General features: G+C 73.1%; 9 protein-coding genes. 2 read left to right on the top strand and 7 right to left on the bottom strand.

Annotated elements, in window-relative coordinates:
* Positions 1-617: 617 nt before the first annotated feature.
* The 3 genes from proC to ACLJPL_RS29320 all read right to left on the bottom strand — a co-directional run bounded on the left by proC (position 618) and on the right by ACLJPL_RS29320 (position 2,569).
* Entirely contained in the window at positions 618-1,427 is an 810-nt protein-coding gene (gene proC / locus ACLJPL_RS29330; RefSeq protein ID WP_411083958.1) for a pyrroline-5-carboxylate reductase, read from the bottom strand.
* Positions 1,428-1,517: 90 nt separating this feature from the next.
* A complete protein-coding gene (locus ACLJPL_RS29325) occupies positions 1,518-2,096 on the bottom strand; it encodes a hypothetical protein (RefSeq protein ID WP_411083957.1) in 579 nt (192 codons plus the stop codon).
* Positions 2,097-2,230: 134 nt separating this feature from the next.
* A complete protein-coding gene (locus ACLJPL_RS29320; RefSeq protein ID WP_411083956.1) occupies positions 2,231-2,569 on the bottom strand; it encodes an SH3 domain-containing protein in 339 nt (112 codons plus the stop codon).
* 134 nt (positions 2,570-2,703) lie between these two features.
* On the opposite strand from ACLJPL_RS29320, the gene ACLJPL_RS29315 reads away from it, so the two are divergent.
* Positions 2,704-4,896, top strand: a complete 2,193-nt coding sequence (locus ACLJPL_RS29315; RefSeq protein ID WP_411083968.1) for a protein kinase domain-containing protein — start codon at positions 2,704-2,706, stop codon at positions 4,894-4,896.
* A gap of 122 nt (positions 4,897-5,018) precedes the next feature.
* On the opposite strand, the gene ilvD is transcribed toward ACLJPL_RS29315, so the two are convergent.
* The 3 genes from ilvD to ACLJPL_RS29300 form a co-directional block, all read right to left on the bottom strand.
* A complete protein-coding gene (ilvD, locus tag ACLJPL_RS29310; protein ID WP_411083955.1) occupies positions 5,019-6,869 on the bottom strand; it encodes a dihydroxy-acid dehydratase in 1,851 nt (616 codons plus the stop codon).
* A 204-nt stretch (positions 6,870-7,073) separates the two neighbouring features.
* Positions 7,074-7,904: a sugar phosphate isomerase/epimerase family protein gene (locus tag ACLJPL_RS29305; protein WP_411083967.1), complete on the bottom strand. Its 831-nt coding sequence runs from the start codon at positions 7,902-7,904 to the stop codon at positions 7,074-7,076.
* A gap of 241 nt (positions 7,905-8,145) precedes the next feature.
* The gene (locus ACLJPL_RS29300) at positions 8,146-9,096 is read right to left on the bottom strand and encodes a Ppx/GppA family phosphatase (protein ID WP_411083954.1); all 951 of its coding nucleotides are present in this window, start codon (positions 9,094-9,096) and stop codon (positions 8,146-8,148) included.
* A 40-nt stretch (positions 9,097-9,136) separates the two neighbouring features.
* Between ACLJPL_RS29300 and ACLJPL_RS29295 the strand changes: the two genes are divergently transcribed.
* The gene (locus tag ACLJPL_RS29295; protein WP_411083953.1) at positions 9,137-10,048 is read left to right on the top strand and encodes a hypothetical protein; all 912 of its coding nucleotides are present in this window, start codon (positions 9,137-9,139) and stop codon (positions 10,046-10,048) included.
* A gap of 203 nt (positions 10,049-10,251) precedes the next feature.
* Here the strand turns inward: ACLJPL_RS29295 and ACLJPL_RS29290 are convergent, their stop codons facing one another.
* Positions 10,252-12,147 (bottom strand): BACON domain-containing protein, encoded by a 1,896-nt coding sequence (locus ACLJPL_RS29290; protein ID WP_411083952.1) that lies wholly within the window; start codon positions 12,145-12,147, stop codon positions 10,252-10,254.
* Between the last annotated feature and the right edge of the window lie 172 nt (positions 12,148-12,319).

Here is a 12,319-nt window from a genome sequence, read left to right as displayed (position 1 = left end):
CTGCACCAGGTGCAGGCCGGGGTATCAACATATCTGGCGTTGACTTTTGGCACGCTGTTGAGTTCTCAAGGAACGGACGCTTCCTTCGGTCCCGTATCACCGGGGCCCTCCGGGCGCTTCCCTTCGTTTTTCTTCTTGTCTGTTTTGCTGTCTTGCGTTTCCGACTCTATCAGACTGTTTCCTGTCCGATTCCCGGTCGAAGCGGGTCAAGCGATCGTACTTTTTCGCTTTCCAGGTTCTTCGCTTTCGCGTTTTCCCTTTCCGGCGAGTCCGACTCTATCAGATCCTTTCGGGCCTGATTCCCAGTCAGCGGGGCTTGTCCTCCCGGCCCTTGGGCCGTTCCGACGAGTGAGACGTTAGCGGAATCCCGGCCCCCGACGCTAATCGGGGTGCGTCCCTTCGAACGCGGATTCCTCATTTCGCGAATGCGCACGAAATAGCAGGCGACACGAAGTCGCTCGCTGGTCGTGATCACTGCGGAATGGCTGTCCGGGGACCGACCGGGGTCGGCGCTCACGTCGGACAACTCGGAGCACACTACGGATGCGGTCGAGACGTGTCAACCCCCGGCCTGTGGTGCGGGCGGCCGGGGGTCGGGGGTGCGGATCGGGGTGGGGTCAGCCGTTGCCGGAGGCCAGTTCGCGGCTGCGGTCGCGGGCGGCTTCGAGGGCGGCGATGAGGGCCGCTCGTACGCCGTGGTTCTCCAGTTCGCGGATGGCGCTGATCGTCGTGCCGGCGGGGCTGGTGACGGCCTCGCGGAGCTTGACCGGGTGTTCGCCGCTGTCCCGGAGCATCACGGCGGCCCCGATGGCGGCCTGGACGATGAGGTCGTGGGCCTGGGCGCGGGGCAGGCCGAGCAGGATGCCCGCGTCGGTCATGGCCTCGACCAGGAAGTAGAAGTAGGCGGGGCCCGAGCCGGAGAGGGCGGTGGCCGCGTCCTGCTGGGACTCCGGGACGCGCAGGGTCTTGCCGACGCCGCCGAAGATCTCCTCGGTGGTGGTGAGGTGCGCGCCCGTGGCGTGGCTGCCGGCCGAGATGACGGACATGCCCTCGTCCACGAGGACCGGGGTGTTCGGCATGACCCGGACGACCGGGGCGCCCGGGGTGAGCCGTTCCTCGATGAAGGTGGTGGTGATGCCGGCGGCCGCGCTGATGACCAGGCGGTCGGCGTCGACGTGGGGGGCCAGTTCGTCGAGGAGCCTGCCCATGTCCTGCGGCTTGACGGCCAGGATGAGGATGTCCGCCGCCTTTGCCGCCTCGGCGTTGGTGACCGACTCGACTCCGTACCGCGTGTGCAGTTCCTGGGCCCGCTCGCTGCGGCGGGTGGTCACCAGGAGGTCGGCCGGTCGCCAGCCCGCCCGGATCATGCCGCTGAGAAGGGCCTCGCCGATCTTGCCGGTGCCGAGGACTGCGACTGTCTGGGTCATGCGTTCACCCTCCGGGCGGTGCTCAGTGCTGGCCGTTCCGTTCGCCTGCGTCATCTTCGCATCGGGGTACGGAGGAGGCCGAAACGCGCTTCAGCCGCGCTTGGGGCGCTTGCGGCCGCTCGCCCTGCGGGCCGCCGGGTTTCCGGTGCGGGCCGAGCGGCGCTTGTCGAACTGGGCGCGGGCGGTCTCGTACTCGGTGCGGCGCAGCTTCTCGCCCGGGGCCTCGATCAGCGAGCGGAAGAAGTAGGCGAGCAGCGAGCCGATGAACCCGATCGACTTCAGGCCGCGCAGGGCGTCCTCGCGGGCCGGGTCCTTCGGGCGGGAGCCGAAGGACTCCCAGGTCTTGCGGAACGCGATGGCGCTGCAGACCGCGAACATCACGATCACCAGCATTCCGACGACGCCGCCGACCTCCGCGATCTCCAGCCCCTGGTAGGCGAAGCGCAGAATGAAGCAGGCGGCCACCGCGGCGGCCAGCGAACCGACCGCGACGCCTGCGCGACGCAGCGCGTAGCCGCCGTCGTGGCCGACCCAGGTCGTACCGAAGAAACGGATCGGCTCGGGCTGCGGGCCGGGGGCCGCGGGGGCGGATCCGGAGCCGGAGCTGGAGCCATTGGCTCCGGTCGCTCCGGCGGGCTGGGGGCCGGGGGCTTCGCTGTTCTCGCTCACGAGGTCGATTATCCCCGGCCGGGGACGGTTGCCCCCGGGCGATGTGCGGTGCGCCCTGGCGGTGGGCGTTACCCCGGGACGATGTGCCTCGCGCCCGGCCGGGGAGGCTTGCTCCCCGGCCGGGCGGTGGGACGTCAGTCGCAGCGCGGGGCGATGTAGCCGTCGCGCCCGGTGTAGACGTAGGCGTCCGCGACGAACTGGCCGTTGGCGATGTTGTCCCAGAGGTTCGACGTGCCGTACGGGCCGGTGACCCGCTCGCCCGGCGCCTGGCAGTAGATCGGGACCTTCCAGTCGTACGGCAGGGTCCTGACGATGCGGTAATTGGTGCCCGGTCCGGTGCGGACGTTGACGCGGTAGCCCGGGGCGATCGGGTAGCGCGTGGAACTGGCCGTTCCGACGTCCGCGGCGGCGGCCTCGGCCGTCTCCGTGGCGGCGGTCGTCACCGGTTCCTGGGCCTGCTCTTCAACTCCCATGTGGGCCTCCCCCGTTGAGATGTCGCATACGCACGTATGCGTACGACGCGCAGGCTAGCAAGCTCCGTGCTTCTCGTACGCCGTATCGACTAGGCTCCGTGCGTCGCATGCGCACGAGCACACGGGGGTGGGCGATGCCGCCGCTGCGAGGAACCGGAGCGCATCCGGAAGCGGAGTTTCCGGAGTATGCGGGTACCTACCGTCTTGAGGCATGTCTCGGCGTCGGCGGCATGGGCGTCGTCCATCTGGCGCGCTCCGCCTCCGGGCTTCAGCTCGCGGTGAAGGTGGTGCACGCGCCGTACGCGGCGGATCCCGAGTTCAGGGCGCGGTTCCGGCAGGAGGTGGCCGCCGCGCGGCGGGTGAGCGGGGCGTTCACCGCGTCGGTCGTGGACGCCGATCCGGAGGCCGTACGGCCGTGGATGGCCACCCTGTACGTGCCCGGGCCGACGCTCGCCGAGCAGGTGAAGCGGAATGGCCCGATGGCCCCCGCCGAGCTGCGCAGGCTGACGGCCGGGCTGGCGGAGGCGCTGCGGGACATCCATCGGGCGGGCGTCATCCACCGGGATCTGAAGCCGAGCAACGTGCTGCTGGCGGACACCGGGCCCAAGGTCATCGACTTCGGGATCTCCCGGCCGTACGACAGCGATGTGCGCACCGAGACCGGGAAGCTGATCGGCTCGCCGCCCTACATGGCTCCCGAGCAGTTCCAGCGGCCCCGTGAGGTGGGGCCGGCCGCCGATGTGTTCGCGCTGGGGGCGGTGCTCGTCCACGCGGCGACGGGGCGGGGGCCGTTCGACTCGGACAGCCCGTACATCGTGGCGTACCAGGTGGTGCACGACGAGCCGGACCTCAGCGGGGTGCCGGAGGATCTCGCGCCGCTGGTCGCCCGGTGCCTGGCGAAGGACCCGGCCGCCCGGCCCACCCCGGGCGAGGTGATGACGGCGCTGCTGCCGCCGTCGTACGAGGCCGACGCGTTCATACCGGCTCAGCGGCGTCGGGCGGTGGTCGCGGCGGCGGTGCCGGCGGCGGAGGGGCGGGACGGGGCGGAGGAGGACACGCATGTGCGCGGCGCGCTTCCGGTCCGGCGCGGGCGGCTGCCGCGTACCCGGCTGATCGTGGCGGCGGCGCTGCTCCTGCTGGTGGCGGGGGCCGGGGCGGGCGCGTACGCCGTGTGGGGCGGCGGTGGTTCGGGGCCGGCCGACGGCGGTCCGGAGGCGCGGCAGCGTGCGGGTGTCGGGGGCCGGGAGGGCGAGGGCGCTGGGGCCTTCACTCCGTGGCGTACCGCGTTGGGGCCCGCGGGGAGTGCCGCGCCCGTCTGTTCCTCCGCCGGGTCGGGCGCGGCGCTGTACTGCTCGGCGCCCAGGGTCGGCACGGCCAGGATCGATCCGGCGGACGGGCGCGTGCTGTGGTCGAACCGCACGGCCCCGCGCCGGCCCGGCCCGCCGCCGATCGTCTCGGGCGGGGTGGTGCTGGCCCCCGCCCCGGACGGGAAGCTGCGCGCGTTCGACCCGGTGAAGGGCGCCGCCGTACGGGACACCTCGCTGTCCGCGAGCCCCGGCGGCGTGTTCGCGGCGGGTGACACCCTGCTGACGGTCGCGGAGGGCGGCACGGTGAGGGCGCTGGACGGCGCGAGCGGCACGGCGCGCTGGGAGCGCCCGCTCGCGGGGCACACACGGCCCTTCTTCGGTCTGTACGACGAGGAGTCCGGGCTCGCGTACGCCTTCGAGCACGCCTCCTCCGGGACGTCGACCCTCGTCACCGCGGTCGACGCGGTCAGCGGCCGGACGTCCTGGCAGCGGCGGCTGGACGGGGCGCTCACCCCGGTCGGCACGGCCGGGGCCGGGGATCTGGTGCTGACGGCGATGGACGACAACTCGGACACCGCCGAGATCGTCCGCTACGCCCCCGGGGCCGGGGCCGCCGCCCGGATGGAGCTGCCCTTCGCGCTGGACGGGCCGCAGGTGGCGATGGCCGGTGACGTGGCGTATCTGCTGGCGCGGGGCGGTTCGCTGCTGGCCGTCGACACCGCCGCCGCGGACGGTGCGAAGGCGGAGCAGTGGCGGCTGGAGACGGGGGTCGGGCGGGCCTCCGCTCCGGTGCTCGGGGAGGGCGGACGCCTGTACTTCTCCGCCGCGGACGGGCGGCTGCTGGCCGTCGACACGGTCCGGGGCGCGCTGGTGGGGCAGTCACGGGTGCGGTTGAGCACCGGGAAGCTGACGTACGCCTCGGATCTGCCCGCGCCGGTGACGGCGGGGCGGATGGTCGTGGGCAGCGCTCCGGACGGGTCGGTGTTCGCCCTGGACGGGGCGGACCCGGGGGCCTGGTGAGGGCTCCGGGTCCGCGTGCGGGCGAGCGGGGTGGAGGTGGAGGCGCCTGCGGTCGGCTGAGCAGGCGGGCGGGGTCGGGCGGATGGGCGGTGGGGCGGTCAGGCCGTCAGGCCGTCAGGCCGTCAGCCGAGCTTGGAGACGTCGCGCACCGCGCCCCGGTCCGCGCTCGTCGCCATCGCCGCGTACGCGCGCAGCGCGGCCGACACCTTGCGCTCGCGGGCCTTGGGCGCGTACACGCCGTTCAGCGCCTCGCGGCGGGTGGCCAGTTCGGCGTCGTCGACCAGCAGCTCGATGGACCGGTTCGGGATGTCGATGCGGATCCGGTCGCCGTTCTCCACCAGCGCGATGGTGCCGCCGGAGGCCGCCTCGGGCGAGGCGTGGCCGATGGAGAGACCTGACGTACCGCCGGAGAAGCGGCCGTCGGTGACCAGGGCGCAGACCTTGCCCAGGCCCCGGCCCTTGAGGAAGGACGTCGGGTAGAGCATCTCCTGCATGCCGGGGCCGCCGCGCGGACCCTCGTAACGGATGACGACGACGTCGCCCGCCGTGATCTCCTTGCGGAGGATCTTGTCGACGGCCTCGTCCTGCGACTCGCAGACGACGGCCGGGCCCTCGAAGGTCCAGATCGACTCGTCGACGCCGGCCGTCTTCACCACGCAGCCGTCCACGGCGAGGTTGCCCTTGAGGACGGCGAGGCCGCCGTCCTTGGAGTAGGCGTGCTCGACGTCGCGGATGCAGCCGCCCGCCGCGTCCAGGTCGAGGGTGTCCCACCGCTCGGACTGGGAGAAGGCGGTCGCGGAGCGGACGCAGCCGGGGGCGGCGTGCCACAGCTCGACGGCCTCGGGGGACGGGGAGCCGCCGCGCACGTCCCAGTTCTTCAGCCACTCGGCGAGGGTGTCGGAGTGCACGGAGTGGACGTCCTCGTTGAGCAGACCGCCGCGGTGCAGCTCGCCGAGGAGGGCGGGGATGCCGCCGGCGCGGTGGACGTCCTCCATGTAGTACGTGCCGCCGGGGGCGACGTTCGGGGCGACCTTGGACAGGCACGGGACGCGGCGCGAGACCTCGTTGATGTCGTCGAGGTCGTACGCCAGCTCCGCTTCCTCGGCGGCGGCCAGCAGGTGCAGGATCGTGTTGGTCGAGCCGCCCATCGCGATGTCCAGCGCCATGGCGTTGTCGAACGCGGCGCGGGTGCCGATGGAGCGCGGCAGCACCGTCGCGTCGTCCTGCTCGTAATACCGCTTGGTGATCTCGACGACCGTGCGGCCGGCGTCCTCGTACAGCGCCCTGCGGGCGGTGTGGGTGGCGAGGACCGAGCCGTTGCCGGGGAGGGAGAGGCCGAGGACCTCGGTCAGGCAGTTCATCGAGTTGGCGGTGAACATGCCGGAACAGCTGCCGCAGGTGGGGCAGGCGTTCTCCTCGATACGGAGGATGTCCTCGTCGGAGATGGACTCGTCGACCGCGTCGCTGATCGCGTTGACCAGGTCGAGTTTTCGCACGGTGCCGTCGACGAGGGTGGCCTTGCCGGCCTCCATCGGGCCGCCGGAGACGAAGACGGTCGGGATGTTGAGGCGCATCGCGGCCATCAGCATGCCCGGGGTGATCTTGTCGCAGTTGGAGATGCAGATCAGCGCGTCCGCGCAGTGCGCCTCGACCATGTACTCGACGGAGTCGGCGATCAGGTCGCGGGAGGGCAGGCTGTAGAGCATGCCGCCGTGGCCCATCGCGATGCCGTCGTCCACGGCGATGGTGTTGAACTCGCGCGGGACCGCGCCCGCCGCCTGGATCGCCTCGGAGACGATCCGGCCGACCGGGGCGAGGTGGGTGTGGCCGGGGACGAACTCGGTGAACGAGTTGGCGACCGCGATGATCGGCTTGCCGATGTCCGCGCTCGCTACGCCCGACGCGCGCATAAGGGCGCGCGCGCCCGCCATGTTGCGTCCGTGGGTGACCGTGCGGGACCTCAGCTGGGGCATCGTCGCTCGCTCCTTCGGCAGATGAAGTCTGCCTTCCGACAGAACAGAAAAGTCTGCCTTCGAGCGTACGCCCCGAATCCAAGATCTGGACAGCCTGTCCGGAATGCGGGACGCGATGGTCGCTGGGTGGGCATCTGCCGTACGGGGTCGCACCGGGGGCCGTACGTGAGTGGGGAAGGGACCGGGGCGGCGTTACGGAGGTGGTCAGGCGCCTCGGGGCGGCCCGGCGGCCGGGCCCGTGGCGGCCGAGGCGAGGTGGAGGCGGGTGAAGGCCAGGGCCTCGGCGAGGTCGGCCTCGCGTTCGGCGGAGGACATCGCGCGGCGGGTGTTGACCTCGATGACGACATGGCCGTCGAACGACGTACGGGCCAGGCGCTCCAGCAGTTCCGCGCACGGCTGGTCGCCCCGGCCGGGCACCAGGTGCTCGTCCTTGGCCGAGCCCCTGCCGTCCGCGAGGTGGACGTGGGCCAGCCGGTCGCCCATCCGGTCCACCATGGCGAGGCTGTCGGTGCGAGCGGTCGCGGTGTGCGAGAGGTCGACCGTGAAGTGCCGGTAGTCGTCGTTGGTGACGTCCCAGTCGGGGGCGTACGCGAGCATCTCGCGGTCCCGGTAGCGCCACGGGTACATGTTCTCGACGGCGAACCGGACGTCGCTCTCGTCGGCCATCCGCCAGATCCCGGTCACGAAGTCCTTGGCGTAGTTGCGCTGCCACCGGAAGGGCGGGTGCACCACGACCGTGGAGGCTCCGAGCCGCTCGGCGGCCGCCCTGGCCCGCTGGAGCTTGACCCACGGGTCGGTGGACCAGACCCGCTGGGTGATCAGGAGGCAGGGCGCGTGCACCGCGAGGATCGGGACCTGGTGGTAGTCGGAGAGCCGGCGCAGCGCCTCGACGTCCTGGCTGACGGGGTCGGTCCAGACCATGACCTCGACGCCGTCGTACCCGAGGCGCGCGGCGATCTCGAAGGCCGTCGCGGTGGACTCGGGGTAGACCGAGGCCGTTGACAGGGCGACCTTCGCATCGGGGATGCGCACCACTGGTTCTGCCACCTGGACAGCGTACGGGCAGTGGTGCGCGTCCCCGAGGGGCCCTGGCGGAAAGTGAGCAGCGCCATGGGCGTACGCGGGGTCGGGCGCGGTCATCCCTCGTAGGCGTACGCCGGTCCCGGCGCGGTCACCCCTCGTAGGCGTACGCGGGGCTCGGCGTGCTCATCCCTCGTGGGCGTACGCCAGTCCCGGCGCGGTCACCCCTCGTAGGCGTACGCCGGTCCCGGCGTGCTCATCCCTCCAGTGCGGCCCGCTCCACCGGAAGGTGGTCCAGGCGGCGCAGGATGACGCCCTCGCGCAGGGCCCAGGGGCAGATCTCCAGCTCCTCGACGCCGAACAGGTCCATCGCCCCCTCGGCCACCAGCGCCCCGGCGAGCAGCTGGGCGGCCCGGCCCTCGGAGACGCCGGGCAGCCGGCCGCGCTCCTCGACCGTCATCGCCGCCAGCTTCGGCACCCACTCCTCCAGGGCGCTGCGGCTGAGGCAGCGCTGCACGTACAGCCCCTCGGTGGAGCGGGCGGCCCCGGCGATCCTGGCGAGCTGTTTGAAGGTCTTGGAGGTGGCGACGACGTGGTCGGGGGGCCCGGAGCGGCTGAAGACGCCCACGGTCCGGGCGATGCTGGCCCGTACGTGCCGGCGCAGCGCCCTGACCTGCTCGGGGTCGGCCGGGTCGTCCGGCAGCCAGGCCCCGGTGAGGCGGCCCGCGCCGAGCGGGAGCGAGACGGCGGTGTCCGGTTCCTCGTCGAGGCCGAAGGCGATCTCCAGGGAGCCGCCGCCGATGTCGAGGACCAGCAGCTTCCCGGCCGACCAGCCGAACCAGCGGCGGGCCGCGAGGAAGGTGAGCCGGGCCTCCTCCTCGCCGCTGAGGACGGCGAGGTCGACGCCGGTCTCGACCCGTACGCGCTCCAGGACCTGGTCCGCGTTGGTCGCCTCGCGCACCGCGGAGGTGGCGAAGGCGAGCACGTCCTCGCACCCCTTGTCCTCGGCGGCCTGGACGGCCCCGGCGATCGTCGTCACGAGCCGGTCCACGCCGAGCGGTCCTATCGCACCGCCCTCGTCGAGCAGTTCGGCCAGCCGGAGTTCCGCCTTGTGCGAGTGCGCGGGCAGCGGGCGGGCGCCGGGGTGGGCGTCCACCACCAGCAGATGAACCGTGTTCGACCCCACGTCGAGGACTCCGAGTCTCATACCGGAACGCTACTGCGCCGGCGAGTCTTACTCTGGGCTCGTGCCAAAGACGAAAAAGGCGAAGCCGGGCAAAGCAACGAAGAACCCGAAGAAGCAGAAGACGAACGGGGAAACATCACAGTCGGAACAGCCGGACCTGTCGGAGACGGACGCGCCGGGAGCGAACGCGCCGGGTCCCTCCGGTGTGCCGGGCCCCTCCGACGAGAAGGGCATCGACTTCGCGCGGGCCTGGGTGGAGTTCCCCGACCCGGGCGACGACGAGCAGGTCTTCCGCTGTGACCTGACCTGGCTGACCTCCCGGTGGACGTGCATCTTCGGCAGCGGCTGCCAGGGCATCCAGGCGGGCCGCGCCGACGACGGCTGCTGCACGCTGGGCGCGCACTTCTCCGACGAGGACGACGAGAAGCGGGTCGCCGAGAACGTGGCCCGGCTCACCCCCGAGCTGTGGCAGTTCCACGACGTCGGCACGGAGACCGGCTGGGTCGGCGTCGACGAGGACGGCGAACGCCAGACGCGCCGCTGGGAGGGGTCCTGCATCTTCCAGAACCGGCCGGGATTCGCCGCCGGGGCGGGCTGCTCCCTGCACATCCTGGCGCTGCGGGAGGGCAAGGAGCCGCTGGAGACCAAGCCGGACGTGTGCTGGCAGCTGCCGGTGCGGCGTACGTACGACTGGATCGACCGGCCCGACGACACCCGGGTGCTCCAGGTGACGATCGGTGAGTACGACCGCCGGGGCTGGGGCCCGGGCGGGCATGACCTGCACTGGTGGTGCACGTCGGCGACGTCCGCGCACGGGGCGGGGGACCCGGTGTACGTGACGTACCGGCCGGAGCTGATCGAGCTGATGGGCAAGGCGGGCTACGACCGGCTGGTCGAGCTGTGTGAGCAGCGGCTGGCCTCGCTGCTGCCGATGGCCCCGCATCCGGCGGACCCGCCGAGCGTCGGGAAGTAGTTCCGGGCGCGCTCAGCCCTGCCCGGTGTCGCTCCGTGGGGCCATCGGTCATGCGGTGTGGCTCCGTGGGGCTTTCAGGACCTGCGGTATCGCTCCGTGGAGCCATCAACCCCGCGGTGTCGCTCCATGGGGCCTTCAGGACCTGCGGTATCGCTCCGTGGAGCCATCAGCCCCGCGGTGTCGCTCCGTGGGGCCTTACGGCGTCATTCCGTGGGGCCCGGGTCGGTCGGGGCGGGGTCGGTCGGGGGCGGGTCCGTCGGGTCGGGGCCGGGCGGGTCCGTGGGGTCGGTCGGGGCGGGGTCCGTGGGGCCGGGGTCGCTCGGGCCGGGGCCGGGGTCGGTCGGTCCCGGATCGGTCGGACCCGGATCGGTGGGGCCGGGGCCGGGGCCCGGGTCGCTGGGGCCGGGGGCGGTCGGGCGCGGGGTCGTGGGGTCCGGTGAACCCGGTGCGGGACGGGTCGGGGAGGGCTTGCCCCCGGTGGGCGGGGCGGTGACGCCGTGGCCCTCGATGATCACGGCGGAGCCCGAGGGGTTCAGCGCGATCCGGGCGCGCCAGGGGCCGCGCGGGGCCGCCGCGTGGTTCACCGCCACCGTGATGGTGGTCGACTGCCCGGGGGCGAGCGTTCCCGACGTACGGCTGAGGCGCAGCCATGACGCGTCCGTGGACGCCGACCAGGCGACCGGTCCCCGGCCGGACGCGGTCAGCGTGATCGTCGTGAGCGCGCCGGAGGTCCGGGTGGCGACGGTCAGCCGGCCCGTGCCCTCCCGGCCGTCGCCGGTGCTGACGACCTCGGCCGTGACGTCCGGGGAGTGGACGCCGCGCCGGTCGCCGGGGCGGGTGTTGCCGGTGTTCTCGTACGGGGCGTGGGGGTCGGCGCTCAGCTCGCCCGCGCCGTCGATCTCCGTGGCGGTGATCCTGGAGCCGTCGTGGCCCTCGCCGGTGAGCGGGGCTCCCCGGTAGGCGGCCCACAGGGCGATCACCGGGGCGGCGACCACGGTGGCGACCACCGTCGTCGTGACGACCCGGGCGCGCAGCCGGTCGCGGCGTGCGGCGTGGTCCTTGGGGTCCAGCGGGTAGCCCGTGCGGCCGAAGCGCGGGCCGCCCGAGCGGGAGCGCAGGGCGTGCGCCATGGCGACGTGCACGGACGGGCGGGGGGCCTCGACGAGCGGCAGGGCGGCGACCGGGGCGACGGCGGCTCCGGGCCAGGGTCCCGCGGCGTCGACCCGTTCGGCGGCGCGGCGGCACCGGGGGCAGTCGTCGACGTGCCGGACCAGTTCGCGGCGGAGCGCGGCGGAGAGCAGCACCTGGTGGTCGCCGGTGAGCCGGGCGACGGTGGGGCAGTCACCGGACTCGACGACGGCGAGCGCGGCGCGGGTGCGCTCGACCTCGCAGGCCGCGGCGGCCAGGAGCTCCCGGGCGGTGGCCGGTTCCAGGCCGAGCACGGAGGCGACGGCGCGGGGGGCGAGCCGGTGGCGTACGGCCAGTTCGAGCGCTTCGCGCTGCTCCGGGGTGGTGCCCGCGGCCTCGGGCCAGGCGAGCTGGGCGAGCTCCCGTCTGCGCGCCTCGGCGGCCGGGGTCTCGGCGGGGGCGGGGGTGGTGGCGTCCTCGGGGGTGGGGGGCGCGGTGTCCGCCCGCTCCCCGTCCGGCCGCCGGGGGGCGGTGGCGGAGGGGGCCGTGAGCCGTTCCGGGTCCCGGGGCGGCTTCGCGGGGGTCGAGGCGCGTGCCGGGGACCCCGCGCCCCTGGCCGACGAGCCCGACGAAGCCGGCGCGGGGTGCCTGCGGTGGGCCTGGCGGCCGCGCCTGCGCTCGGTGAGGGTGCGCAGACACGCCCAGCGGGCCAGCGCGTACAGCCAGGATTTACGTTCCTCCTCGGGCGTCGGACACCGGGCGTCCTGCCGGTCCGCGATCGCCAGGACCGCACCGAGCGCCTCGGTCGCCGCGTCGTGGTCGCAGAGGACGGAGAGGCAGTAGGTGAAGAGTCCGTCGAGGTACGGCTCGTAACGTGCGGCCGGTCGCTGGGGCGAGGCGTGCGGTGCTCGTCGGTGCGCCCGGTGTGCGCCGGTGGTGTGCATGGAGGTCTGGAGCCTGCTGCTCGTCACCCGGCGACCGTAGACAGAGGAGTACGCACCCTTAGCGCCCCTTGAGCACATTTAATCCTTACGGGTGAATGTATCCCTCGAAAGGGGACGGGGATCAGGGGTGCGGGCGGAGTGCTTCCGTGCGCCCTCTGTGCGGAGGGCGCACGCTCGCTCCCTCCGGCGCGGCGCTCAC

It is taken from the genome of Streptomyces sp. cmx-18-6, from assembly GCF_046548915.1.
In the GTDB taxonomy this organism is placed as follows: domain Bacteria; phylum Actinomycetota; class Actinomycetes; order Streptomycetales; family Streptomycetaceae; genus Streptomyces.
This window is presented reverse-complemented; position numbering and strand designations above follow the sequence as displayed.